At 71.4% G+C, this 25,581-nt stretch carries 20 protein-coding genes; 8 read left to right on the forward strand and 12 right to left on the reverse strand.

Features of this window, described 5'->3' with window-relative positions; translation table 11 throughout:
- Positions 1 to 121 precede the first annotated feature (121 nt).
- Positions 122 to 2,836 carry an aconitate hydratase AcnA gene (gene acnA / locus ACSHXN_RS11505; RefSeq protein ID WP_355800641.1) on the reverse strand — a complete coding sequence of 905 codons (2,715 nt, stop codon included), beginning with the start codon at positions 2,834 to 2,836 and terminating at the stop codon, positions 122 to 124.
- Between the two features lie 419 nt (positions 2,837 to 3,255).
- Between acnA and ACSHXN_RS11510 the strand changes: the two genes are divergently transcribed.
- Positions 3,256 to 3,453: a DUF4236 domain-containing protein gene (locus ACSHXN_RS11510; protein WP_355129421.1), complete on the forward strand. Its 198-nt coding sequence runs from the start codon at positions 3,256 to 3,258 to the stop codon at positions 3,451 to 3,453.
- 64 nt (positions 3,454 to 3,517) lie between these two features.
- Positions 3,518 to 5,047 (forward strand): helix-turn-helix domain-containing protein, encoded by a 1,530-nt coding sequence (locus ACSHXN_RS11515; protein ID WP_355800644.1) that lies wholly within the window; start codon positions 3,518 to 3,520, stop codon positions 5,045 to 5,047.
- A gap of 8 nt (positions 5,048 to 5,055) precedes the next feature.
- Here the strand turns inward: ACSHXN_RS11515 and ACSHXN_RS11520 are convergent, their stop codons facing one another.
- A complete protein-coding gene (locus tag ACSHXN_RS11520; RefSeq protein ID WP_356110441.1) occupies positions 5,056 to 5,478 on the reverse strand; it encodes a DUF6299 family protein in 423 nt (140 codons plus the stop codon).
- Between the two features lie 228 nt (positions 5,479 to 5,706).
- On the opposite strand from ACSHXN_RS11520, the gene ACSHXN_RS11525 reads away from it, so the two are divergent.
- Entirely contained in the window at positions 5,707 to 5,901 is a 195-nt protein-coding gene (locus ACSHXN_RS11525) for a DUF5999 family protein (RefSeq protein WP_220291928.1), read from the forward strand.
- Positions 5,902 to 5,946: 45 nt separating this feature from the next.
- Here the strand turns inward: ACSHXN_RS11525 and ACSHXN_RS11530 are convergent, their stop codons facing one another.
- Complete coding sequence (locus ACSHXN_RS11530) at positions 5,947 to 6,369, reverse strand: RidA family protein (RefSeq protein ID WP_356292128.1); 423 nt, start codon at positions 6,367 to 6,369, stop codon at positions 5,947 to 5,949.
- Positions 6,366 to 7,493 carry an acyl-CoA dehydrogenase family protein gene (locus ACSHXN_RS11535; protein ID WP_356113610.1) on the reverse strand — a complete coding sequence of 376 codons (1,128 nt, stop codon included), beginning with the start codon at positions 7,491 to 7,493 and terminating at the stop codon, positions 6,366 to 6,368. The genes ACSHXN_RS11530 and ACSHXN_RS11535 overlap by 4 nt, the downstream gene beginning before the upstream one ends.
- Before the next feature lie 198 nt (positions 7,494 to 7,691).
- Here ACSHXN_RS11535 and ACSHXN_RS11540 point away from each other — a divergent pair, with 198 nt between their 5' ends.
- Both ACSHXN_RS11540 and ACSHXN_RS11545 read left to right on the forward strand, forming a co-directional pair.
- The gene (locus tag ACSHXN_RS11540) at positions 7,692 to 9,350 is read left to right on the forward strand and encodes an AMP-binding protein (RefSeq protein ID WP_438306449.1); all 1,659 of its coding nucleotides are present in this window, start codon (positions 7,692 to 7,694) and stop codon (positions 9,348 to 9,350) included.
- A 15-nt stretch (positions 9,351 to 9,365) separates the two neighbouring features.
- Positions 9,366 to 10,178 (forward strand): PaaX family transcriptional regulator, encoded by an 813-nt coding sequence (locus ACSHXN_RS11545; RefSeq protein ID WP_355129434.1) that lies wholly within the window; start codon positions 9,366 to 9,368, stop codon positions 10,176 to 10,178.
- Between the two features lie 64 nt (positions 10,179 to 10,242).
- On the opposite strand, the gene ACSHXN_RS11550 is transcribed toward ACSHXN_RS11545, so the two are convergent.
- Positions 10,243 to 12,624, reverse strand: coding sequence for a bifunctional salicylyl-CoA 5-hydroxylase/oxidoreductase (locus ACSHXN_RS11550; protein WP_438303033.1), 2,382 nt, complete (start codon positions 12,622 to 12,624; stop codon positions 10,243 to 10,245).
- A gap of 2 nt (positions 12,625 to 12,626) precedes the next feature.
- Complete coding sequence (locus tag ACSHXN_RS11555; protein WP_355129438.1) at positions 12,627 to 13,454, reverse strand: enoyl-CoA hydratase family protein; 828 nt, start codon at positions 13,452 to 13,454, stop codon at positions 12,627 to 12,629.
- A gap of 352 nt (positions 13,455 to 13,806) precedes the next feature.
- Here ACSHXN_RS11555 and ACSHXN_RS11560 point away from each other — a divergent pair, with 352 nt between their 5' ends.
- Positions 13,807 to 14,256 (forward strand): ATP-binding protein, encoded by a 450-nt coding sequence (locus ACSHXN_RS11560; protein ID WP_345545839.1) that lies wholly within the window; start codon positions 13,807 to 13,809, stop codon positions 14,254 to 14,256.
- Here ACSHXN_RS11560 and ACSHXN_RS11565 read toward each other — a convergent pair.
- From ACSHXN_RS11565 to ACSHXN_RS11575, 3 genes are all read right to left on the reverse strand, one after another.
- Entirely contained in the window at positions 14,216 to 15,658 is a 1,443-nt protein-coding gene (locus ACSHXN_RS11565; RefSeq protein WP_438303034.1) for an amino acid permease, read from the reverse strand. The genes ACSHXN_RS11560 and ACSHXN_RS11565 overlap by 41 nt on opposite strands.
- 200 nt (positions 15,659 to 15,858) lie before the next feature.
- Complete coding sequence (gene argF / locus ACSHXN_RS11570) at positions 15,859 to 16,866, reverse strand: ornithine carbamoyltransferase (RefSeq protein WP_355129442.1); 1,008 nt, start codon at positions 16,864 to 16,866, stop codon at positions 15,859 to 15,861.
- A gap of 106 nt (positions 16,867 to 16,972) precedes the next feature.
- Entirely contained in the window at positions 16,973 to 18,202 is a 1,230-nt protein-coding gene (locus tag ACSHXN_RS11575; RefSeq protein WP_355129444.1) for an arginine deiminase, read from the reverse strand.
- Positions 18,203 to 18,364: 162 nt separating this feature from the next.
- On the opposite strand from ACSHXN_RS11575, the gene ACSHXN_RS11580 reads away from it, so the two are divergent.
- Entirely contained in the window at positions 18,365 to 19,468 is a 1,104-nt protein-coding gene (locus tag ACSHXN_RS11580) for an SPFH domain-containing protein (RefSeq protein ID WP_438303035.1), read from the forward strand.
- Positions 19,465 to 20,364: a hypothetical protein gene (locus ACSHXN_RS11585; RefSeq protein WP_438303036.1), complete on the forward strand. Its 900-nt coding sequence runs from the start codon at positions 19,465 to 19,467 to the stop codon at positions 20,362 to 20,364. Before ACSHXN_RS11580 ends, ACSHXN_RS11585 begins: the two co-directional genes overlap by 4 nt.
- A 12-nt stretch (positions 20,365 to 20,376) precedes the next feature.
- Here the strand turns inward: ACSHXN_RS11585 and ACSHXN_RS11590 are convergent, their stop codons facing one another.
- The 3 genes from ACSHXN_RS11590 to ACSHXN_RS11600 all read right to left on the reverse strand — a co-directional run bounded on the left by ACSHXN_RS11590 (position 20,377) and on the right by ACSHXN_RS11600 (position 25,540).
- Positions 20,377 to 22,914 carry a polynucleotide kinase-phosphatase gene (locus ACSHXN_RS11590; protein ID WP_438303037.1) on the reverse strand — a complete coding sequence of 846 codons (2,538 nt, stop codon included), beginning with the start codon at positions 22,912 to 22,914 and terminating at the stop codon, positions 20,377 to 20,379.
- Positions 22,911 to 24,485, reverse strand: coding sequence for a 3' terminal RNA ribose 2'-O-methyltransferase Hen1 (locus ACSHXN_RS11595; RefSeq protein ID WP_438303038.1), 1,575 nt, complete (start codon positions 24,483 to 24,485; stop codon positions 22,911 to 22,913). The genes ACSHXN_RS11590 and ACSHXN_RS11595 overlap by 4 nt, the downstream gene beginning before the upstream one ends.
- A 131-nt stretch (positions 24,486 to 24,616) precedes the next feature.
- On the reverse strand, positions 24,617 to 25,540 hold the full coding sequence (locus ACSHXN_RS11600) for an LLM class F420-dependent oxidoreductase (protein WP_355129453.1): 924 nt from the start codon (positions 25,538 to 25,540) through the stop codon (positions 24,617 to 24,619).
- Between the last annotated feature and the right edge of the window lie 41 nt (positions 25,541 to 25,581).

A 25,581-nucleotide genomic window follows, 5' to 3' on the forward strand; every position in this document is an offset into this window, starting at 1 on the left:
GGACTCGACCGGGACCGCGCCGGGCGCGCGGTGCCCGCACAGGGCCCCGCATTTCCCCCGGAACGGCGCAGGGCCGCAACCCCGTTGCCGGAGTTGCGGCCCGATGACCTTGCCGGTCCGCCTACTTGCGGATCAGGTTGCGCAGCACGTACTGCATGATGCCGCCGTTGCGGTAGTAGTCGGCCTCACCGGGGGTGTCGATGCGGACGACCGCGTCGAACTCGACACCGGTGTCGGTGGTGACCTTGACCGTGCGCGGCGTGGTGCCGTCGTTCAGCTCGGTGACACCCGCGATGGAGAAGGTCTCCTCGCCGGTCAGACCGAGGGACTCGGCGTTCTGGCCCTCCGGGAACTGGAGCGGCAGGACGCCCATGCCGATGAGGTTCGAGCGGTGGATGCGCTCGTAGGACTCGGCGACGACGGCCTTCACACCGAGCAGCGCGGTGCCCTTGGCTGCCCAGTCGCGGGACGAGCCGGAGCCGTACTCCTTGCCGGCCAGGACGACCAGCGGGATGCCCTGCTCGATGTAGTTGCGGGAGGCGTCGTAGATGAAGGAGACCGGCGCGTCCGCCTGGGTGAAGTCGCGGGTGTAGCCGCCCTCGGTGCCCGGCGCGATCTGGTTGCGCAGGCGGATGTTGGCGAACGTGCCGCGGATCATGACCTCGTGGTTGCCGCGGCGCGAGCCGTAGCTGTTGAAGTCACGGCGCTCCACACCGTGCCCGGTGAGGTACTTGCCCGCCGGGGTGTCGGCCTTGATGGCACCGGCCGGGGAGATGTGGTCGGTGGTGACCGAGTCGCCCAGCTTGGCGAGCACACGGGCACCGGCGATGTCGGTGACCGGGACCGGCTCCATCTCCATGCCCTCGAAGTACGGGGGCTTGCGGACGTAGGTCGACTCGGCGTCCCACTCGAAGGTGTTGCCGGTCGGGATCGGCAGGGACTGCCACTGGGCGTCGCCCGCGAAGACGTCCTGGTAGGACTTGTTGAACATGTCCTCACCGATGGCGTTCGCCACGACGTCGTTCACCTCGGCCTCGGACGGCCAGATGTCCGCGAGGTGGACCGGGTTGCCGTCCTGGTCGGTGCCGAGGGCGTCCTTGGTGATGTCCACCTTCATGGAGCCCGCGAGGGCGTACGCGACGACCAGCGGCGGGGACGCCAGGTAGTTCATCTTGACGTCGGGGTTGATCCGGCCCTCGAAGTTGCGGTTGCCGGACAGCACCGAGGTGACCGCGAGGTCGTGGTCGTTGACGGCCTTGGAGACCTCGTCCGGCAGCGGGCCGGAGTTGCCGATGCAGGTGGTGCAGCCGTAACCGACCAGGTTGAAGCCCACCTTGTCGAGGTACGGGGTCAGACCCGCCTTGTCGAAGTAGTCGGTGACGACCTTCGAGCCCGGGGCGAGGGTGGTCTTGACCCACGGCTTGCGGGTCAGGCCCTTCTCGACCGCCTTCTTCGCCACCAGGGCGGCGGCGACCATGACGTACGGGTTCGAGGTGTTGGTGCAGGAGGTGATGGCCGCGACCGTCACCGCACCGTGGTCGAGGGTGTAGGTCGTGCCGTCGGGGGCGGTGACCTGGACCGGGTTGGTCGGGACGCCGTTGGAGGAGGCCGGGGCGTCGGAGGCCGGGAAGGACTCCTTGCCCGCCTCGTCGGCGGTGTCGACGTAGTTGCGGACGTCGACCTTGAACTGCTCGGCGGCACCTGCCAGGACGATACGGTCCTGCGGGCGCTTCGGGCCGGCGATGGAGGGAACGACGGTGGACAGGTCCAGCTCGAGCTTCTCGGAGAAGTCCGGCTCGGCCTTCGGGTCCAGCCAGAGGCCCTGCTCCTTGGCGTAGGCCTCGACGAGCGCGACCTGCTGGTCGGAACGGCCGGTCAGGCGCAGGTAGTTCAGGGTCTCGTCGTCGATCGGGAAGATCGCGGCGGTGGAGCCGAACTCCGGCGACATGTTGCCGATGGTGGCGCGGTTGGCGAGGGAGGTGGCGGCGACACCCTGGCCGTAGAACTCGACGAACTTGCCGACGACACCGTGCTTGCGCAGCATCTCGGTGATCGTGAGCACGAGGTCGGTGGCGGTGGTGCCGGGCTTCAGCTCACCGGTGAGCTTGAAGCCCACGACGCGCGGGATGAGCATGGAGACCGGCTGGCCGAGCATCGCGGCCTCGGCCTCGATGCCGCCGACGCCCCAGCCGAGGACACCGAGGCCGTTGACCATGGTCGTGTGCGAGTCGGTGCCGACGAGGGTGTCGGGGTACGCCTGGCCACCCCGGACCATGACCGTGCGGGCCAGGTGCTCGATGTTCACCTGGTGGACGATGCCGGTGCCCGGCGGGACGACCTTGAACTCGTCGAAGGCGGTCTGGCCCCAGCGCAGGAACTGGTAGCGCTCCTTGTTGCGGCCGTACTCCAGCTCGACGTTCTGCTGGAAGGCGTCGTTCGTGCCGAACTTGTCGGCGATGACGGAGTGGTCGATGACCAGCTCGGCCGGGGCCAGCGGGTTGATCTTCGCCGGGTCGCCGCCGAGCTCCTTGACGGCCTCACGCATGGTGGCGAGGTCGACGACACACGGCACGCCGGTGAAGTCCTGCATGATCACGCGGGCCGGCGTGAACTGGATCTCCTGCGACGGCTGGGCCTGGGAGTCCCAGTTGCCGAGGGCGCGAATGTGGTCGGCGGTGATGTTCGCGCCGTCCTCGGTGCGGAGCAGGTTCTCCAGCAGGACCTTGAGGCTGTACGGCAGGCGGGCCGCGCCCTCCACCTTGTCCAGCCGGAAGATCTCGTACGACTCGTCGCCCACCTGCAGCGTGCTGCGGGCGTCGAAGCTGTTCGCCGACACGACAGTCTCCTTCATTGATGTGCGCGTACCACCGCATCCTGCCGCCACGACGGCCTGGCCGATCCGCTAAGGTAAGGCTAAGTTAGGTAACCCTTACCAAGCCCGGGGCTGCGGTGCGCCTCGGCAGATATCTCGATGTCGAGATAACTCTAGTACATGGGGGCGGGATGGTCATGCCCGGCCCGGCCCGATCGCCCTCCGCGCCCTGCCACGCACCGCCACGGCCGCACTCCGGGCGCCCCGGCGGCGGCGACCTCCCGGACGGCGCGGCGGCGGCGCCGGTCCGGCACACCCCCTTCCGAGCCCGCACGCCGCCCGCCGGACACCTCGGGCACACCGCCCGGGCGCGCCGCCGGGGTGCCATCAATGCGCGGAGCCGGGGTATGCGAGGTGAACCGGCAATCGAAGGGAGACGTCGCATGCCTCTCACGTTCCGCAAGAGTTTCCGGATCCTGCCCGGGGTGCGTCTGAACATCAACAAGCGCTCGTGGTCGATCACCACGGGCGGGAAGCACGGCCCGCGCCATACGCGCAGCAGTTCGGGACGACGTACGACATCCATGGATCTTCCCGGTCCTTTCGGATGGCGTCGCACCCGTTCCACCAGGGGTCACTGACGGTCACTCACCCGAACAGACCCCCCAAGAGGCGCAATCTCATATGTGAGATAACCTCGGCCTCATGTCAGACGACTACCTCGTACGCATCGGCAAGCTCATCCGTGACGCCCGGCAGCACCGTGGCTGGACTCAGACACAGCTCGCCGAGGCGCTAGGCACCAGCCAGAGTGCTGTCAACCGCATCGAGCGAGGCAATCAGAACCTCAGCCTTGAGATGATCGCCCGAATCGGTGAAGCCCTGGACAGCGAGATCGTGTCGCTCGGCTACGCGGGCCCCATGCATCTGCGGGTGGTCGGCGGTCGCCGGCTCTCGGGCGCCATCGACGTGAAGACGAGCAAGAACGCCTGCGTGGCCCTGCTGTGCGCCTCACTGCTCAACAAGGGGCGCACGGTGCTGCGCCGGGTCGCCCGGATCGAGGAGGTGTACCGCCTCCTCGAGGTCCTCGCGTCGATCGGGGTGCGCACCCGCTGGATCAACGACGGCGTCGACCTGGAGATCGTGCCCCCCGCCGACCTCGAGATGGACTCGATCGACGCCGCGGCCGCCCGCCGTACGCGCTCCATCATCATGTTCCTCGGTCCGCTGCTGCACCGCATGGACCGCTTCAGGCTGCCGTACGCGGGCGGCTGCGACCTGGGCACACGCACCGTCGAGCCGCACATGATCGCTCTGCGCCGGTTCGGTCTCGACGTCACCGCCACCGAGGGGCACTACCACGCGGTGGTGGACCGGTCCGTCTCGCCCGACCGGGCGATCGTGCTGACCGAGCGCGGGGACACCGTGACCGAGAACGCCCTGCTCGCCGCCGCCCGCCACAACGGGGTCACGGTCATCCGCAACGCGTCCTCGAACTACATGGTCCAGGACCTCTGCTTCTTCCTCGAGGCCCTCGGCGTCGAGGTCGAGGGCATCGGCACCACCACACTCACGGTGCACGGTGTGCCGAACATCGACGTCGACGTCGACTACTCCCCCTCCGAGGACCCGGTCGAGGCGATGAGCCTGCTGGCGGCCGCCGTCGTGACCGAGTCGGAGCTGACGGTGCGCCGGGTCCCGATCGAGTTCCTCGAGATCGAGCTCGCGGTGCTCGAGGAGATGGGCCTCGACCACGACCGCACACCCGAGTACGTCGCCGACAACGGCCGTACCCGGCTGGTGGACCTGACCGTACGGCCCTCCAAGCTGGAGGCGCCGATCGACAAGATCCACCCCATGCCGTTCCCCGGCCTCAACATCGACAACGTCCCGTTCTTCGCGGCCATCGCCGCCGCCGCGCAGGGCAAGACGCTGATCCACGACTGGGTGTACGACAACCGGGCGATCTATCTGACCGACCTCAACCGCCTCGGCGGGCGCCTGCAGCTCCTGGACCCCCACCGGGTGCTGGTCGAGGGCCCGACCCGCTGGCGGGCCGCCGAGATGATGTGCCCGCCCGCACTGCGGCCCGCCGTGGTCGTGCTGCTGGCGATGATGGCGGCCGAGGGCACGTCCGTGCTGCGCAACGTGTACGTGATCAACCGCGGCTACGAGGATCTGGCCGAGCGGCTCAACTCGGTCGGCGCGCAGATCGAGACGTTCCGGAACATCTGAACAGGCCCCTAGTCCTCGACCAGCCTGACCTCCCGCTGCCGCACCACGTGGAACGTGGGCAGCGGGAGGCCGGTCGCGCCCAGCTCCATCAGGGTGGCCCCCGCGAGCGCCCGGCCCGGGTGGTAGGCACCCCGGCGGGTCTCGGAGTTGGTCCAGCGGTGCTCGGACCCGTCGCACACCGCGAGGGTGCCTCCGACTCCGTGGCTGACGCGGGAGTCGCCCTGGGAGACGGAGGAGGAGACGAAGACCGGGCCACCGCCACCGTGACAGCGGTAGGTGCCGGACAGGGTGAGCGTGCCGTCGGCCGTGAGGCGGCCGATACGGTGGATCGTCAACTCCTCGTGCCGACCGGCCTGGGCACCGGCGGCGGGGGCGGCGGACAGGAGCAGGGCAGCACCGAAGACCACACCGACGACCTGGCGCACGGACATGGAACACCTCCTGGAACGGGGGGTTCCACAGGTACCGGGAGGCCCTGTCGGGGTGCGTGATCTTCACCCCTTCGTGGCGAGTCCGCCCCGACCGTCCGCGATGTGTCCGAGAGTTGTCCGCATGGTGTCACGCTTGTCGGCCGATGCTTCCGGTGGCTTCACAGGCGGGGCATGGTCTAGGACGAGGGGGCGACAACCGGCCGCCCGAACCTCACCCGGAGGTGCGCCATGTGTTCCCACCAGCCTTCGTGCCCGGCGTCCGACACCATCGCACCACACGTCGTCGCCGCCCGTCCGGAGCAGGGCTGGACCCTGCTGTGCAACGGCGTGATCGTCTTCGACGACAGCGGGGAACTGCTCCCGGACGGCAGCGTGGTCGCCCCGCGCCGCGTGCCGATGGGACCGCTGGCCATGGCGGCCTGACGCGGTCCCGCTCCTCGCGGCGATCACTTCCCACGGTCGCCGCGGCTAGGGGAGGACGGCGAAGCCGTCCAGCTCCACCAGGGCCTCCTCGTCCCACAGACGGGTGGTCCCCACGACGGCCATCGCCGGGTAGTCGCGGCCCGCCAGCCTGCGCCAGATGCCGCCCAGCTCACGGACGCGGGCCCGGTAGTCCGCCACGTCGGTGGCGTAGACGGTGACGCGGGCCAGGTCGGCGGGTGTGCCACCGGCGGCCCGCAGCGCGGTGAGCAGATTCGCGAGCGCCCGCTCGAACTGCTCGGGAAGCGAGGCGCCGGCCACCTTCCCGTCCGTGTCGAGGGCGGTCTGGCCCGCCAGGAACACCACCCGGGAGCCGGTGGCGACGACGGCGTGGGAGAAGCCAGAGGGCGGGGACAGCTCGGGCGGATTGAGCCGCGACAGATCGGGCGGGACGCTGTGCTCGGTGGTCACGGGGCCTCCACGGTGGTGTACAACTCCTTGGCGATGATGCCGCGCTGCACCTCGCTCGCGCCTTCGTAGATCCTCGGAGCGCGCACCTCCCGGTAGAGGTGTTCGAGAAGGTGGCCGCGGCGCAGGGCGCGCGCCCCGTGCAACTGGACGGCCGCGTCGACGACGTACTGCGCGGTCTCGGTGGCGAGCAGTTTGGCCATGGCGGCCCGGCGCGGGACGTCGGGAGCGCCCTCGTCGTACGCCGCCGCCGCCGCGTAGACCATGAGCCGGGCCGCCTCGGTGCGCAGGGCCATCTCGGCGACCTGATGGGAGACGGCCTGGAGGTCCTTCAACTTGCCGCCGAAGGCGTCCCGCCCGGCCGTGTGGGCGAGCGTGGCGTCCAGGGCCGCCTGGGCCATGCCGACCGCGAAGGCGCCGACACTGGGCCGGAACAGGTTGAGGGTGCCCATGGCGACCCGGAAACCGCGGTCGGGTTCGCCGATGACGTCGTCCGCGGTGACGGGCACGGAGTCGAAGCCGAGAGTGCCGATGGGGTGCGGCGAGAGCATGTCGAGCGGGCTGCCGGTCAGTCCGGGACGGTCCGCGGGTACGAGGAAGGCCGTCACTCCACGGGCGCCGGAGCCGGGCGTGGTGCGCGCGAAGACGGTGTAGAAGTCGGCCTCTGGGGCGTTGGAGATCCAGCACTTCTCGCCGGTGAGCCGCCAGCCGTCCGCGGGGTCGGGCTCGGCGGTCAGGGACAGGGCGGCCGCGTCCGAGCCGGCGTCGGGCTCGGTCAGGGCGAAGGCGGCGACGGTGGTGCCGGACCGGACGCCGGGAAGCCAGCGGTCGCGCTGGGCCCCTGTGCCGTAGGCGTGCACCGGATGGGCGCCGAGTCCCTGCAGGGCGAGCGCCGTCTCGGCCTCCGTGCAGGCGTATGCGAGGGACTCCCGCATCAGGCACAGGTCGAGCGCTCCGGAGCTGAACAGGCGGTCCAGCAGCCCGAGTCGGCCGAGTTCGACGACGAGCGCACGGTTGACGTGACCGGGCTCGCCCTTCTCCGCCAGTGGGCGAAGCCGCCGCTCCGCCCAGCCGCGCAGTTCCGCGCGCCAGGCGGTCTGTGCCGGATCGAGTGAGAATGCGGTCATTGCCGGTCCCCTCTCCCTGACGGCGTACCGGGTCGGGCGGGCCGCCCGTCCCGACCGTATCGCGGACCGTTGACTGTCGTCACCAACACGATACGCTCGATGCGCGAGCCCACCACGACAAGGGGGCGAACCGCCTTGGACCACAGGGACGCCACGAGCGCCACGGCCACCGGGACCGGTACCGACCGGGAGGGCGCCTTGACCCGCACGAGCCCCACCCGCACCGCCCACCGCGACACCTTCGCCCGCGACCACCTGCCGCCGCGGGAAGAGTGGCCCGAACTCCGCTTCGACCTGCCGGAGCTGCACTACCCCGAACGACTCAACGCCGCCGCGGAACTGCTCGCCGGCCCCGCCCCCGGTCGCCCCGCCTTCCACACGGCGGACGGCGAGGTGTGGACGTACGGCGAGCTCCGCACCCGCGTGGACCGGATCGCGCACGTGCTCACCTCCCGGCTCGGGGTCGTCCCCGGCAACCGCGTCCTGCTGCGTGGGCCCACCTCCCCGTGGCTGGCCGCCTGCTGGCTGGCGGTGCTCGAGGCGGGTGCGGTCGCCGTCACCGTGCTCGCCCAGCAGCGTCCGCACGAGCTGCGCACGATGTGCGAGATCGCCCGGGTCGGGCACGCCCTGTGCGACGCGCGCTCGCTCGACGACCTGGTGAACGCCGGCGTCCCCGGGCTGGACATCACGGCCTACGGGGGCGGCTCCCCCGACGACCTGCTGCGCCTTCCCGCCTCCGAGGAGCCGTTCACACCCGTGGACACGGCGGCCGACGACGTGGCGCTGATCGCCTTCACCTCGGGCACCACGGGCCGCCCGAAGGGCTGCATGCACTTCCACCGCGATGTGCTCGCCGTCGCGGACACCTTCTCGCGGCACATCCTGCGGCCGCACCCCGACGACGTCTTCGCGGGCAGCCCCCCGCTCGGCTTCACCTTCGGGCTCGGCGGGCTCGTCGTCTTCCCGCTGCGGGCCGGGGCGAGCGCCCTGCTGCTCGAGCAGGCGGGTCCCAGGCAGTTGCTGCCCGCGATCGCCGAACACCGCGTGTCCGTGCTGTTCACCGCGCCGACCGCCTACCGCGCGATGCTCGACGAGCTGGACGGGTACGACGTCACCTCACTGCGGCGGTGCGTGTCGGCGGGCGAGAACCTGCCCGCGGCCACCTGGCGCGCCTGGTTCGAGCGCACCGGACTGCGTGTCATCAACGGCATCGGCGCCACCGAACTGCTGCACATCTTCATCTCCGCCGCGGACGACCGGATCCGCCCGGGAACCACCGGAGTGCCGGTACCGGGCTGGCAGGCGCGGATACAGGACGCGAGCGGCGTTCCCGTGCCCGACGGCAAGCCGGGACTGCTCGCCGTCCGCGGCCCCGTGGGCTGCCGCTATCTCGCCGATCCGCGGCAGCGGAGCTACGTGCGGGACGGCTGGAACATCACCGGCGACACCTACGTCCGCGACCCCGACGGCTACTTCCGCTATGTGGCCCGGGCCGACGACATGATCATTTCGGCCGGGTACAACATCGCCGGGCCCGAGGTCGAAGACGCCCTGCTGCGCCATCCCGACGTGGTCGAGACGGCGGTGGTGGGCCGGCCCGACGAGGACCGCGGGCAGGTCGTGGTCGCGTACACGGTGCTCAGGGCGGGGGCGCCCCGCGACCCTGAGGAGCTCCGCACGTTCCTCAAGTCCGAACTGGCGCCGTACAAGTGCCCCCGCGAGTTCGTCTTCCTGGACGCGCTGCCGCGTACCGCGACGGGCAAGCTCCAGCGCTTCCGGCTGCGCACACACCTCGCCGCGGGCGCGGACGTCGCCGCCGGTGCCGTCTCCCCGCCCCCGGAAGGTGATCATGAGTGACGCGAACGCCCTAGAGTGATCAACGTGTCCGATCAGCACGCTCCCCGGTCCCTCATCGTCACGTTCTACGGCGCCTACGGCCGCTTCTGCCCCGGCCCGGTGCCGGTGGCGGAACTGATCAGGCTGCTCGCCGCGGTCGACGTGGACGCCCCTTCCGTACGCTCGTCGGTCTCTCGGCTCAAGCGCCGCGGTCTGCTCCTGCCGGCCCGTACGCCGGCGGGCGCGGCCGGGTACGCCCTGTCCCCGGAGGCTCGGCAGCTGCTCGACGACGGCGACCGGCGGGTGTACGCGACGACCCCGCCCAAGGACGAGGGCTGGGTGCTCGCGGTGTTCTCGGTGCCCGAGTCGGAGCGGCAGAAGCGGCATCTGCTGCGCTCGCGCCTCGCCGGCCTCGGCTTCGGCACTGCCGCTCCCGGAGTGTGGATCGCCCCGGCACGCCTGTACGAGGAGACCCGGCACACACTGGAACGGCTCCGCCTCGACCCCTACGTGGATTTCTTCCGCGGCGAGCACCTGGGCTTCGCCGCGACCGCGGAGTCGGTGGCGCGCTGGTGGGACCTTGCCTCGATCGCCAAGCAGCACGAGACGTTCCTCGACCACCACGCGCCCGTGCTGCACGGCTGGGAGGCCCGTGCGGACACCCCGCACCAGGAGGCCTACCGCGACTATCTGCTCGCCCTGGACTCCTGGCGCCATCTGCCCTACGCCGACCCGGGGCTGCCCGCCGAGCTGCTGCCGGCCGACTGGCCGGGCGCGCGCTCGGCCGCGGTCTTCCGGGCGCTGCACGAGCGGCTCCGGGACGCCGGAGCGGTCTTCGCGGGGGTGTGACCGCGTTCACCCGGCAGGATCCACACGGTCGCTCGCGCTCGCTGCCCGACGGCCACGGCGGTGGTCAACCGCCCAGCGTGAGCCGTGGCCTGGGTGCGTCCGTGCGTCCCGTCTGGGGGCGGCGGCCGCCCGCCCTGTAGGGCGCCGGCCAGGTCACGCCCGGCCCGCTGTACTCCTGCTCGGCCGCCGCGTGCAGCGTCCAGTGCGGGTCGTACAGATGCGGCCGGGCCAGGGCGCACAGATCCGCGCGTCCGGCCAGGATCAGCGAGTTGACGTCGTCCCAGGACGAGATCGCGCCCACCGCGATCACGGGGATGCCGATCTCCTGGCGGATCCGGTCGGCGTACGGCGTCTGGTACGAACGCCCGAACGCCGGCCGTTCCTCGTCCACCACCTGCCCGGTCGACACGTCGATCGCGTCGGCGCCGTGCGCGGCGAAGGCACGAGCGATCTCGACGGACTCCTCGGCCGTGGTGCCGCCCTCGGCCCAGTCCGTGGCGGAGATCCTCACGGTCATCGGCCGCTCCTCCGGCCAGACCGACCGCACGGCGTCGAACACCTCCAGCGGGAAGCGGAGCCGCTCGGCCAGCGTGCCTCCGTAGGCGTCGGTCCGGTGGTTGGTGAGCGGAGACAGGAAGCCGGACAGCAGGTAGCCGTGGGCGCAGTGGAGTTCCAGCAGGTCGAACGAGCTGCGGGCGGCCCGCCAGGCGGCGGCAACGAACTGCTCGCGGATGTCGGTCAGCTGGGCACGGGACAACTCGCGGGGCGTCTGGCTCCCGGGCTTGTAGCGGATCGGGGAGGCGGCCACGAGCGGCCAGTTGCCCGCCTCCAGGGGCTCGTCCATGCCCTCCCACATCAGCTTGGTGGAACCCTTGCGGCCGCTGTGGCCGAGCTGCACACCGATCGCGGTCCCCGGTGCCTGGTCGTGCACGAAGTCGGTGATCCGCCGCCACGCCTCGCCCTGGCGCCCGGTGTAGAGCCCGGCGCAGCCGGGAGTGATCCGCCCCTCGGCGCTCACGCACACCATCTCGGTCATGACCAGGCCGGCTCCGCCCAGAGCCCGTGCGCCCAGATGGACCAGATGGAAGTCGCCCGGCACACCGTCCTCGGCCGAGTACATGTCCATCGGAGAGACCACGACCCGGTTGCGCAGGGTCAGCCCGCGCAGCCGCAAGGGGGTGAACATCGGGGGCGTGCCCGGCGGGCAGCCGAAGTCCCGCTCCACCGCCTCGGTGAAGTCCGCGTCGCGCAGCCGGAGATTGTCGTGGGTGACCCGGCGGCTGCGGGTGAGCAGGTTGAAGGCGAACTGCCGCCCGGGCTGGCCGAGATAGAGCCCGAGGTTCTCGAACCACTCCAGGCTGGCCCGTGCCGCGCGCTGGGTGGAGGCGACGACGGGGCGCCGCTCCTGCTCGTAGGCGACCAGGGCCTCCCGCAGCGAGGTGCGCTCCTCCAGGCAGGCGACCAGGGCGAGTGCGTCCTCGACGGCCAGCTTCGTGCCGGAGCCGATCGAGAAGTGGGCGGTGTGCGCGGCGTCACCGATGAGGACGAGGTTGCCGTGCGACCAGCGCTCGTTGACGACCGTGCGGAAGGTGGTCCACGTGGAGCGGTTGGAGCGCAGGGGCATGCCCTGGAGCGCATCCGCGAAGATCTTGGCGCAGCGCTCGATGGTCTCGGCCGTGTCCAGCTCCCCGAACCCCGCCGCCCGCCAGACCTCCTCGCGCATCTCCACGATCACCGTGGAGGCGTCGGCCGAGAAGGGATAGCCGTGCAACTGCATCACGCCGTGCTCGGTCTCGGCGATCTCGAAGCGGAAGGCGTCGAAGGCGAAGTCCGCCGCGAGCCAGATGTAGCGGCAGCGGTGCTCCTCGACGGAGGGCCGGAACACCTCGGTGTACGCCTCGCGTGTACCGCTGCGCACCCCGTCGGCGGCGATCACCAGGTCGTACGACTCCGAGAGCCGGCCGGGATGCGGGGCCTCGGTACCGAAACGCAGAGTGACGCCGAGGGAGCGGCACCGCTCGTGCAGGATCTGCAGCAGCCGACGCCTGCCGAGGGCGGCGAACCCATGGCCTCCGGAGGTGTGGCGGACGCCGCGGTGGACGATGTCGATGTCGTCCCAGCGTACGAACTCGTCCTTCAGTGCCGCGTAGACGACGGGGTCGGCGTGCTCGATGCCGCCGAGGGTCTCGTCGGACAGGACGACACCGAAGCCGAAGGTGTCGTCGGGGGCGTTGCGCTCCCAGACGGTGACCTCCCGGGCCGGGTCCAGACGCTTGAGGAGGGCGGCCGCGTACAACCCGCCGGGACCTCCGCCGATGACGGCGACGCGCAGCGCCTGCCGGCCGGCCGAGGCCGCCGGGCCGCCCGTCGCCGCTCGCCTCGTGGCGCCGGACCTGCTCACCGAGCCGGGATCCGCCGTCGGTCCCGCCGCGTGTCCCGCCGTCATGGCTACCTCCCCCGCCATTTCGGCGGCCGCTTCTCCGTGAAGGCCGCGTGGAACTCGGCGTAGTCCTCGCCGTTCATCAGCAGCGCCTGCGTCGAGGCGTCCAGTTCGACGGACGCGGCGAGCGGCATGTCCAGCTCGGCCGTCAGCAGCGCCTTGGTCTGGGCGTGGGCGAGCGCCGGGCCGTCGGCGAGTCTGCGGGCCAGTGCCTGGGCGGCCTCGTCGGCGCGACCCTCGTCGGTCAGCTCGCTGATCAGCCCGATCCGCTCCGCCTCGGGGGCCCGCACCGACTCGCCCAGCATCAGCAGGCGGGTCGCATGGCCGAGCCCGACGACCCTCGGCAGCAGATAGGCGGCGCCCATGTCACCGCCGGACAGCCCGACGCGGGTGAAGAGGAACGCGAAGCGGGCGGACGGGTCCGCCACCCGGAAGTCCGCGGCCAGCGCGAGGACCGCCCCGGCGCCCGCGGCCACCCCGTGCACCGCCGCGATCACCGGGAAGGGGCATTCCCGGACGGCCCGAACGACCTGCCCCGTCATGCGGTTGAAGTCGAGGAGCTGGGCGGTGTCCATGGACAGGGTGGCGCCGATGATCTCGTCGACATCGCCGCCCGAGCAGAAGCCGCGGCCCTCGCCCGCCAGTACCAGGGCCCGCACGGCTCTCTCCCGGGACAGCTCGGCGAGCAGGTCGCGCAGGTCGGCGTAGGCGCCGAAGGTGAGCGCGTTGAGTTTGTCGGGCCGGGCGAGGGTGACGGTGACCACCCCGTCGGCGTGGGCGCAACGGAGGTGGCGCCAGTCGGAGGTGCGGGCGGCGGAACCGGTGAACGGACTCATGGCGTGCGGCCTCCTCGGGCGGGGCGGCTGACTGCACTGATGGCCTGTGACGAAGTTATCACTTGTTCGTGACTGTCGTCACGAGCACGCGATACAACCGTCCTCGCCCGACGCCCCGGACGGCACGGCGACGGTGGGGCGAACACCGCGCGGGGTGTGACAGCCGCCCGCCTCTCGTCACACGTCCTCGACAGAGCGGTAACGACGGGCCCGCACCTGCCGTACGGCGCCCTCGCCCTGGGTACGCAGCACCATGCCGAGGCCGACGCAGTCTTCGGGCGAAACCCGCCGACCGCCCCGTATGGGGCGCGCCGTACCATGCCTCTTGATTGAAAGCAGGACGACCTGCGCCATGAACGGACCCGCCGTGTACGAACCTCCCGCTCCCGCCTCCTGGCGTGTCGCGCTGCCGCACACCGCCGCAGCCGTGCCCGTCGCCCGTGCCCTGGTGCGCACGGCCCTGGCGGAGCTGCCCGCCACGGCGGACAGCGACACCGCGGAACTGCTCACCGCGGAGCTGGTGGCGAACGCCCTGGAGCATGCCGCGGGCGACGGGCCGATCGAGCTGGTCGTCGAGCTGCTGCCGAACGGCTGCAAGGTCGAGGTGCACGACCCGGACCCGGCCCCGCCCGGCGATCTGACCCGTCCGGCCGTCGAGCCCTGCGACCCCTGGCAGGAGCACGGGCGCGGACTGCTGCTGATCCGCAGCCTCAGCTCGTCCTGCGGTCACCGCCCCACCGAGTCCGGCAAGGCGGTGTGGTTCAGACTGCCTGTCGTTCCACGGCAGTGGCGTCCGGCGTGACGGCTCCGGTCGCCAGCCTGGAGTGCCGGCGCCCGTAGAGCGCGTACACCAGGCACCCGGCCGCCAGGAACGCCGCGAACTGCACCCACGTCGTCCAGCCCGTCTCGTACATCAGATAGCCGCAGAAGCCGACCCCGAGCAGCGGTACCACGGGGTAGAGCGGTACGCGGAAGCTGCGGGCGAGGCCCGGTTCGCGGCGGCGCAGGGCGATCACCACGACATTGACGACGGCCATCGTGGCGAGGGTGCCGATGGTGCACAGGTTGACGACCGCGTCCAGCGAGGAGAAGGCCGCCGGGACCGCGAAGACCACCGCCACGACGAGGGTGCCGGAAACCGGCGTCGAGGTCTTCGGCGAGACGCGCTCGAAAACACGCGGGACGAGCCCGTCGCGGGACATCGACAGCAGGATGCGGGTCTGCCCGTACATCACGGCGAGCACGACCGAGGCGATGGCGACGACCGCGCCGAAGGCGACGACGCCGCCCCCGAGGGTCGAGCCGGTGACCTGGTTGACGACGTACGACAGCGCCGCCGGCCGGCCGCCCACCTCGGGGCCGCCGATGGCGCCGATCGCGGCGAGCGCGACCGCGCAGTACAGCAGTGTCACCAGGCCGAGGCAGACGAGGATCGCCACGGGGATGTTCCGGCGGGGGTTCTTGGCCTCCTCGCCCGCGGTGGTGATCGCGTCGAACCCGATGTACGAGAAGAACGCGGCGGTCGTGCCGGCGCCGATGCCGCCGAGCCCGGCCGGGGCGAACGGGGTCAGGTTGCCGTGCCGGAAGGCGGTGAACCCGACCGCGCAGAAGGCGACCAGGATCGCGAGCTTGAGCACGGCCATGGCGGCGGTGGCCCGGGCGCTCTCACGGACACCGCGCACGAGCAGTACGGCGGCCAGGGCGATGACGATCACGGCGGGGAGATTGACCACGCCGCCGTCGCCGGGACCGGCGGAGAGCGCCGGGGGCAGCTGCCATCCGACGAGACTGTGCAGCAGCTCGTTGACGTACTGGCTCCAGCCGACCGCGACGGCCGAGACGGACACGCCGTACTCCAGCAGCAGGCACCAGCCGACGAGGAAGGCCGTGCCCTCGCCGAGGCCCGCATAGGCGAAGGAGTACGACGATCCGGAGACCGGGATCGCACCGCCCAGCTCGGCGAACGCGAACGCGGTGAAGACGCAGGTGAGGGCGGCGAGCACGAACGAGACGACGACGGCCGGGCCCGCCTGGGCGACGGAGTCGGACAGGCCGACGAAGATGCCGGTGCCGACGATCTCGCTGACGAGCTGGAACAGGCCCATGTGGCGTTTGAGGCCATGACCGGAGAGGTCGGCTCCGGACTCGGCGACGAGCAGCTCGGGGGACTTGAGGCGGAACGGGTTGGCAGGGCTGCCGGGCATACGGGTGGTGCTCTTTCGGTGGTGCGGATGCGACGGTGGGGGTGCCCCCGCTCACGGCGGTCCACCGCTCGAACGAGGCCGAACGGGATGCCGAGCGTGCGGGGAAGGTCGCGCGACGGCCACGGAAGGGGTGGTTCCGGCCGCCGAGGAGGATCGTACGAGAAGGTCCCCGGCACCCGCTGTGGCAGCGGGCACGCAGGTCAGGCGAGGGTGGCCACCAGGACGGCCTTGATCGTGTGCATCCGGTTCTCCGCCTCGTCGAAGACCACCGAGTGCTCGGACTCGAAGACCTCGTCGGTGACCTCGAGCTCGGTGAGCCCGTGGCGCTCGTGGATCTCGCGGCCCACATCGGTGCCGAGGTCGTGGAACGCCGGCAGGCAGTGCAGGAACTTCACGTTCTCGTTGCCCGTGGCGCGCAGCACGTCCATGGTCACGGCGTACGGACCGAGCAGCGCTATGCGCTCGTCCCAGACCTCCTTCGGCTCACCCATCGACACCCAGACGTCGGTGGCGACGAAGTCGGCCCCCCGCACGCCCTCCTTCACGTCGTCGGTGAGCGTGATGCGGGCTCCGGAGGAGGCGGCGAGCCGCTGCGCCACCTCCACGATCGTGTCGTCGGGCCACAGCAGCCTGGGCGCGACGATACGGACGTCCATCCCGAGCAGGGCGCCGGTGACGAGGTAGGAGTTGCCCATGTTGTAGCGGGCGTCGCCCAGGTAGGCGAAGGCGATCCCGTCCAGCGGCTTGTCGCAGTGCTCGGTCATGGTGAGCACGTCGGCGAGCATCTGGGTCGGGTGCCACTCGTCGGTCAGGCCGTTGTAGACCGGGACCCCGGCGTACGCGGCCAGTTCCTCGACCACGCCCTGGCGGTGCCCGCGGTACTGAATGGCGTCGAACATCCGGCCGAGCACCCGGGCGGTGTCCTTCACGGACTCCTTGTGCCCGATCTGCGAGCCGGACGGGTCCAGATACGTGGTGTGCGCGCCCTGGTCGGCGGCCGCGACCTCGAAGGCGCACCGGGTGCGCGTCGAGGTCTTCTCGAAGACCAGGGCGATGTTCCTGCCCGCCAGCCGCCGCGTCTCGGCCCCCGCCTTCTTGGCCGCCTTGAGCTCGGCCGCCAGCTCGACCAGGGTGCGGAACTCCTGCGCGGTGAAGTCCAGCTCCTTGAGGAAGTGGCGGCCGGTGAGGGCGCTCGGGACTGTCGCCATGGGGCGCTCCAGGGGTGGTCGGGGCAGAAGGATCAGGGGGGTGAATGGAAGTCTATACGACGATTCACATTTCTATACGAGACCGGCCTCCGGGCGCGGCCTCCGCTCAGCGAGTCACCGCGTCCCTCTCGACCGGACAGCTCATGCAGCGGGGCCCGCCCCTTCCCCGCCCCAGCTCGCTCCCGGGAATCTCGATCACTTCGATCCCCTGCTTCCGCAGATGGGTGTTGGTCGTCACATTCCTCTCGTACGCCACCACCACGCCGGGCTCGACCGCCAGCACGTTGCATCCGTCGTCCCACTGCTCCCGCTCGGCCGAGTGGACGTCCTGCGTGGGGGTGAGCACCCGGATCTCGCTCAGGCCCAGCGCCGCGGCGATGGCCCGGTGCATGTGCTCCGGCGGATGATCGGTGACCTTCAGCTCCCTGTCGCCCGCGCCGGGCTCGATGGTGTACGAGCGAAGCATGCCGAGCCCCGCGTACTGGGTGAAGGTGTCGCCGTCGACCATCGTCATCACCGTGTCCAGGTGCATGAGCGCCCGCCGCTTGGGCATGTCGAGCGCGACGATGGTCTGCGCCGAGCCCGCGGCGAAGAGCTTGTGCGCGAGCATCTCGACGGCCTGCGGGGTGGTCCGCTCGCTCATGCCGATGAGCACGGCACCGCTGCCGATGACCAGCACGTCACCGCCCTCGATGGTGGACGGGTAGTCGGCCTGCCCCTCGGACCAGAGGTGGAAGGTCTCGTTGCGGAACAGCGGATGGTGCCGGTAGATCGCCTCGAAGTGCACGGTCTCGCGCTGCCGCGCGGGCCAGCGCATCGCGTTGATCGACACGCCGTCGTATATCCACGCGGAGGTGTCCCGGGTGAACAGGTGGTTGGGCAGGGGGCGCAGGAGGAAGTCGTCGAGTTCCATCACATGGAACCGCACGGAGGTCGGCTCCGGGTGGACGTCGAGGAACTCCCGCTTGGTCATGCCGCCCACGAGTGCCTCGGCGAGTTCGGCGGAGGGCAGTGTCTCGAAGGCGGCACGAAGGTGGTCGGTGGCGAGCGGTCCGTACTCCTTCTCGTCGAAGACCCGGTCCAGCACGAGGGTCCTGGCCGCCGGGACCTGGAGGACCTCGGTGAGCAGATCACCGAAGAGATGGACGACGACCCCGCGGTCGCGCAGCACGTCGGCGAACCCGTCGTGCTCGGCACGCGCCCGACGCACCCACAGCACGTCGTCGAAGAGCAACGCGTCCTTGTTGCTGGGGGTGAGCCTTTTGAGCTCGAGATCGGGCCGGTGCAGGATGACGCGGCGCAGCCGCCCGGCCTCGGAGTCGACATGGAATCCCATGACTCCATCCTGACCATTCACATGCCGCTTCACCCGTCCTTCACGGCGAGCCGGACCGTTTCCTTTCGTCGTCTTGACGATAATGGCGCGGCCCATTATCGTCGTCATGACGAAAAAGGGGACGGGGGCTCTCGCGCTCCCGGTACGAGGGGGCAAGGACTCATGGCCGACATCACACGGCGCTTCGGCTGGCGTCATCTGCGCGGTGCACCGACCGCGCACATCCGGCACCACCGGGCCGGGCACCTGGTACACGACGGACCGGGGCTCAGCTTCTGGTACCGCTCGCTGACCGCCGCGCTGTCCGAGATCCCCGTGGACGACCGCGAGCTCGCGATGACGTTCCACGCCCGCACCTCCGACTTCCAGGACGTCTCCGTGCAGGCGACGGTCACGTACCGGATCAGCGACCCGGGCATCGCGGCGGCCCGGCTGGACTTCTCCATCGATCCGGACACGGGGGTCTGGCGGGGTGCGCCGCTGGAGCATCTCTCGACCCTGCTGACCGAGACGGCCCAGCAGCACGCGCTGGACGTCCTCGCCCGTACACCGCTGTCGGAGGCCCTGGCCGACGGGGTCGCGGCGGTACGCGAGCGGGTGGCGGCCGGTCTCGGGGCCGAGCCGCGGCTCCCGGCGACCGGCATCGAAGTGGTCGCGGTACGGGTCATGGCACTGCGCCCGGAGCCCGAGGTCGAGCGGGCACTGCGCACTCCGGCACGCGAGCAGATCCAGCAGGAGGCGGACCGGGCGACCTACGAACGCCGGGCCGTGGCCGTGGAGCGGGAGCGCGCCATCGCCGAGAACGAGCTGGCCAGCAAGATCGAACTCGCCCGCCGCGAGGAGCAGCTGGTCGAGCAGCGCGGCACCAACGCACGGCGTGAGGCGGAGGAGCAGGCGGCGGCGGACGCGGTGCGGGCCGAGGCGGAGGCCGCGCGGACGGTGCGGCTGGCCGAGGCCGAGGCCGCGCGTGCGGTCCGGCTCGCCGACGCCGAGGCCACCCGTTCCGTACGGCTGGCCGAGGCCGAGGCCCGGCGGACCGTGGCGCTCGGCGAGGCGGAGGCATGCGCCGCACGGGAGGTCGGTGAGGCACGGGCCGAGGCGCAGGCGGCGTGGCTGCGGGTGCACGCGGACGCCGACATCGCGACGCTGCACGCCCTCACCGCGACGCGTCTTGCCGAGAACCTGCCGCGCATCGACAGCGTGACCGTCTCGCCCGATGTGCTGACCGGACTGCTCGCACGGCTCGGGAACGGGGAGCGGGCGTGACTCTCGCCCCGCGGGCGGTGATCGTCCATCGCACCTCGGAGTACGAGGAGCTGGTGGCCCGTCACGGCACGCACGGACAGGCCGCCTTCTTCCTCTCCTCGCGGGGCCGGAGCCTCGACGAGATCGCGGAACGGCACCACCGCACCCGGCACGCGCTGGCGGAGGTGACCGCCGCGATTCCGCTGACCTGGCGTCAGACCCGGGTGGAGCGGGCCGATCTGGACCGGTTCCTGTTCGCCCCGGAGGACGTCGTGGTCGTGGTCGGGCAGGACGGGCTCGTCGCCAATGTCGCCAAGTACCTGACGGGGCAGCCGGTGGTGGGCATCAACACCGACCCCGGGCGCAATCCCGGAGTGCTGGTGCGCCATCCGTCCCGGCACGCCGCGACGCTGATCCCGGCGGTGGCGGCCGGCGGCGCGGGCGTGGAGGAGCTGACCATGGTGGAGGCCGTCACGGACGACGCCCAGCGGCTGGTGGCCCTCAACGAGATCTACCTCGGCGCGGCCGGTCACCAGACCGTCCGCTACCGCCTGGGCCTCGACGGCGACGGGGGTGCCGTCGAGGCCCAGGCCTCGTCGGGGGTGCTGGTGGGCACGGGGACCGGGGCGACGGGCTGGCTGCGGTCGGTGTGGCAGGAGCGCGGCGGCCGGCTGCCGCTCCCCGCGCCCACCGAGGACCGGCTGCTCTGGTTCGTGCGCGAGGCCTGGCCCTCCCCCGCCACCGGGACGTCCCTGGTGGCGGGGGAACTGCAGGCGGCGCTCCGGCTCCATGTCACCGTCGAGTCGGAGCGCCTGATCGCCTTCGGCGACGGGATGGAGTCCGACTCCCTGGAGCTGACCTGGGGGCAGTCGGTCCGGGTGGGGGTGTGTGCGGAACGGTTGCGGCTGGTGGGCTGACGCCGGCCCCCGTCACAACCGGGGATCCACCGGCTCCGACTCCAGGGCGAGCACCCCGAACACCGCCTCGTGCACCCGCCACAGCGGTTCGCCCTCCGCGAGCCGGTCGAGGGCCTCCAGGCCCAGCGCGTACTCGCGGATCGCCAGCGACCGCTTGTGGTTCAGGAACCGCTGCCGCAGACGCGCGAGGTTCTCGGGTCGGGTGTACTCCGGGCCGTAGATGATCCTGAGGTACTCACGGCCGCGGCACTTGATGCCGGGCTGGACCAGACGGCCCGCGGTGCTGTGCACCACCGCGTCCACCGGCTTGACGACCATGCCCTCACCGCCGCGCCCGGTCATCTCCAGCCACCAGTCGACACCCGCCTGCACCGACTCGGGGTCGCCCGGGTCGACGAACAGGCGCCGTGTCGTCTGCAGCAGTCCGCTCCCGTCGTGTTCGACGAGCCGGTCGAGCAGCGCGAGCTGGCGGTCGTGCGGTACGTCGGCCAGGCTCCGGCCCTGCACCGCCAGGATCTGGAAGGGCGCCAGCCGCACCCCGGCCAGCCCGTCCGTCGTCCAGCAGTACCGCCGGTAGGCCTCCGTGAACGCCGCCGCGTCCGCCGCCCGTTCCCGCTGACGTGACAGCAGCTCGGTCACGTCGACACCTCGCGCCGCGGCGCCCTCGAGCGCGGACAGCGCCCCCGGGAACGCGGCCCCGGCCGCCGCGCCGACCGCGGCGTACTGGCTGCGCAGCAGCCCGGACGCCTTCAGCGACCACGGCATCAGCTCCGCGTCCAGCAGCATCCAGTCCGTCTCGAGCTCCCGCCACAGATCCGCATCGTCGATCGCCGACCGCAGCCGGCCGAGGACCTCCTCGGTCACCGCCTCGTCGCCGAAGAACGGACGGCCGGTGCGGGTGTACAGGGAGCCCGTCGGGCCCACGACCCCGAAACGCCTGAGCGCGGTCTCCGCGTCCCGGCACACCAGGACCACCGCCCGCGAGCCCATGTGCTTCTCCTCGCACACGACCCGGGCGACCCCGTCCTCCCGGTACTGCGCGAAGGCCTCGACGGGGTGCTCGAGGTAGCCCTCGACGTGCGAGGTCGCGGTCGGCGCCATGGTCGGCGGCAGGTACGGCAGCAGGCGCGGGTCCACCGCGAATCGGCTCATGACCTCCAGCGCCGCCGCCGCGTTCTCCTCGCGGACCGAGACCCGGCCGGCGTGCCGCGTCTCGACCACCCTGCGGCCGTGCACGTCCGCCAGGTCCAGCGGACGGCCCTCGTGACCGCCGGGCGCCTCGGCGGCCAGCGGCCGGGCCGGCTCGTACCAGACCTGCTCGGCCGGCACGTCGACCAGTTCCCGCTCCGGCCAGCGCAGCGCCGTCAGACTGCCCCCGAAGACGGCACCGGTGTCCAGGCAGATGGTGTTGTTCAGCCAGGTGGCCTGCGGGACCGGCGTGTGGCCGTACACCACCGCCGCCCGGCCGCGGTACTCCTCCGCCCACGGGTAGCGCACGGGCAGGCCGAACTCGTCGGTCTCCCCCGTCGTGTCACCGTACAGCGCGTGCGAGCGCACCCGGCCCGAGGTGCGGCCGTGGTACCTCTCGGGCAGGCCCGCGTGGCAGACGACGAGCCGGCCGCCGTCGAGGACGTAGTGGCTGACCAGACCGTCGATGAACTCCCGTACCTGCTGCGTGAACTCCTCGCTCTCGCCCTCCATCTGCTCGATGGTCTCGGCGAGTCCGTGGGTGTGCCGGACGTTGCGGCCGCGCAGAAACCGGCCGTACTTGTTCTCGTGGTTGCCCGGCACGCACAGGGCGTTCCCCGACGCGACCATGGACATCACCCGGCGCAGCACGCCCGGGCTGTCCGGGCCGCGGTCCACCAGGTCGCCGAGGAACACGGCCGTGCGGCCCTGCGGGTGCGCGCCGTCGACATAGCCCAGCTTGCCCAGCAGCGCCTCCAGTTCGGACGAGCAGCCGTGGACGTCACCGATGATGTCGAAGGGGCCGGTGAGATGCGTCAGGTCGTTGAAGCGCTTCTCGGTGACGACCGTCGCGTTCTCGGCCTCCTCCACACCGCGCAGGACGTGCACCTTGCGGAAGCCCTCCCGCTCCAGATGCCGGAGCGAGCGGCGCAGTTCACGTGTGTGGCGCTGGATCACCCGGCGCGGCATGTCGGCCCGGTCGGCGCGGGCCGCGTTGCGCTCGGCGCACACCTCCTCCGGCACGTCGAGCACGATCGCGATCGGCAGCACGTCGTACCGCTTGGCCAGGTCGATCAGCTGGCGGCGGGAGTCCTGCTGCACGCTGGTCGCGTCGACCACGGTACGGCGGCCGGCCGCCAGGCGCTTGCCGGCGATGTAGTGCAGGACGTCGAAGGCGTCCCGGGTGGCGCTCTGGTCGTTCTCGTCGTCGGAGACGAGGCCCCGGCAGAAGTCCGAGGAGATGATCTCCGTCGGCTTGAAGTGCCTGCGGGCGAAGGTGGACTTGCCCGAGCCCGAGGCACCGACGAGGACCACGAGGGAGAGGTCGGTGACGGGCAGGGTGCGCCCCTTGTTCTCGGTCATGCGGCCTTCTCCTCCTTCGTGCTGTCGTGGGCGGTGAGCGTGAACACGGCCATCTGGGTCGGCGGCCCCACCTCGGGATCGTCGGGACCCACGGCAGTGAACTCCACGGTGTAGCCGTGGTGTTCGGCCACCCGGCCGGCCCAGGTGCGGAACTCCTCACGGGTCCACTCGAAGCGGTGGTCGCCGTGCCGGGTGTGCCCGGCCGGGAGGGTCTCCCAGCGGACGTTGTACTCGACGTTCGGCGTGGTCACGAGGACCGTCCTCGGACGGGCCGAGCCGAACACCGCGTACTCCAGGGCGGGCAGCCGCGGCAGGTCGACATGCTCGACGACCTCGCTGAGCACGGCGGCGTCGTATCCCTTGAGCCGGTTGTCGGTGTACGCGAGCGACCCCTGGAACAGCCTCACCCGGGAGGCCTGGCGCTCCCCCATGCGGTCCAGCTTCAGCCGCCGGGACGCGATGGTCAGCGCCCGCACGGACACGTCCACGCCGACGATCTCCGTGAACCGCGGGTCCTTGAGCAGCGCCTGGACGAGCTGGCCCTGGCCGCAGCCGAGGTCCAGGACGCGGACTGCACCCGACTCCTTGAGCGCCGCGACAAGGGCGTCCCGGCGCTGCACGGCGAGCGGCGCCGGCCGGTCCTCGGCCGCACCCTCCCCGGCAGCGGTCCCGCCGCTCCCGGTCGCGGTCTCCCCGGTCGTGCTCTCGCCGTTCCCGGTCGCGTCCGTCCCGGTCTCCTCCTGGACCCCGTTGTCGACGTCCTCGACCGCGTTGTCGAGGTCCTCGACCGCGCTGTCGTCCGCTTCGGCCAGCCGCACCAGTTCCAGCCGCTCCATCGCCTGCCGGGTCAGCGACCAGCGGCGCGCGAGATAGCGACTGGTGATCAGCTTCTGCTCCGGATGGGTCGGCAGCCAGCCCTCACCCGCTCGCAGCAACTTGTCGACCTCGTCGGCGGAGACCCAGTAGTGCTTGGCGTCGTCGAGGACGGGCAGCAGGACGTACAGGTGGCGCAGGGCCTCGGCCAGAGTCAGCCGGTCCGACTCCAGGACGAGGCCGACATAGCGTGAGTCGCCCCACTCCGGGAACTCGCCGTCCAGCGCGACCGGTTCGGCGGCGACCGTCCAGCCGAGCGGCTCGAACAGCCCGCGCACCAGGTCCGGGCCGCCCCGGGCGGGCAGCGCGGGTATCTCGACCCGCAGCGGCAGCGGCTGCCGCACGCGCTCGGGCCTGGCATTGCACACGCCCCGGATCGCACTGGAGAACACCCGGCTCAGCGCCACGGCGAGCAGGGACGAGGCCGCGTACGGGCGGTCGTTCACGTACTGCGCGAGCGCGGCGTCGGGAGCGCCTCCGCGGCCCTTGCCCTTTCCCCTGCGGACCAGTGCCGAGGTATCGACCTCCAGCAGCATGGCCATCGTGCAGCGCTCGGCGTCCGCCCGGGGGTAGACGATGTGCGCCGTGCCGTAGGAGGTCGAGAACGCCTGTGCGTTGTCGGGGTGCTTGTGCAACAGGAAGCCCAGGTCGGTGGCCGGGGTCTTCTCGTCGCCGGTAGTGGAGATCGTCAGGAACACGCGTACGAGTATCGTCGCGCGGACTCCGCCGGGGCCACGGAGTTTCCGCCGGGACGGCTCTCCGCGTCCACGGCCGTCCCCACGGGCGCTCCGGGCCGGACCGCGTGCGGCCCGGAGCGCGGACCGACCGGTCAGGCCAGCTGCGACTGCACGCGGGAGGAGATGAGCTCCAGGTGGTCCAGGTCGTCGAGGTCGAGGATCTGGAGGTAGAGACGGCTGGCGCCGATCTCCGCGTACCGGCCGATCTTGTCGACGACCTCGTCCGGGGTACCGGCCAGGCCGTTGATCTTCAGCTCGTCGGCCTCGCGCCCGATCGCGGCGGCGCGGCGGGCCACCTCCTGGTCGTCCTTGCCGACACAGGCCACCAGTGCGTTCGAGTACGTCAGGCTGTCGGCGGCCCGGCCGGCCTCCGCGGCCGCGGCACGGACCCGGCCGAACTGGCGCTCGCTGTCCTCGAGGGAGGCGAACGGGATGTTGAACTCGTCGGCGTACTGTGCGGCCAGCCGCGGCGTACGGGTCGCACCGTGGCCGCCGATGAGCACCGGGACCTTCGCCTGGGCGGGCTTGGGCAGGGCGGGTGAGTCGGTGAGGTCGTAGTACGTCCCGTGGAAGCCGAAGGTCTTGCCGGCCTCGGTCTGCCACAGCCCGGTGACGATCGCCAGCTGCTCCTCGAGGCGGGCGAACTTCTCCTTCGGGAACGGAATGCCGTACGCCCGGTGCTCCTCCTCGAACCAGCCGGCCCCGAGGCCCAGCTCGACCCGGCCGCCGGACATCTGGTCGACCTGGGCGACCTGCAGGGCCAGGACACCGGGCAGACGGAAGGTGGCGGCGGTCATCAGCGTGCCGAGACGGATGCGCTTGGTCTCGCGGGCGAGTCCGGCAAGGGTGATCCAGGCGTCGGTGGGGCCGGGCAGGCCGTCCACGTTCCCCATCTTCAGATAGTGGTCGGAACGGAAGAAGGCGTCGAAGCCCAGGTCTTCGGTGGCCTTGGCGACGGTGAGGAGGGTGTCGTAGGTCGCGCCCTGCTGGGGCTCGGTGAAGATGCGAAGATCCATACCTCCATCCTGCACGTTCCGGCACCCGTCGATCCCACCGG

It is taken from the genome of Streptomyces sp. HUAS TT11, from assembly GCF_051553595.1.
Taxonomy (GTDB): domain Bacteria; phylum Actinomycetota; class Actinomycetes; order Streptomycetales; family Streptomycetaceae; genus Streptomyces.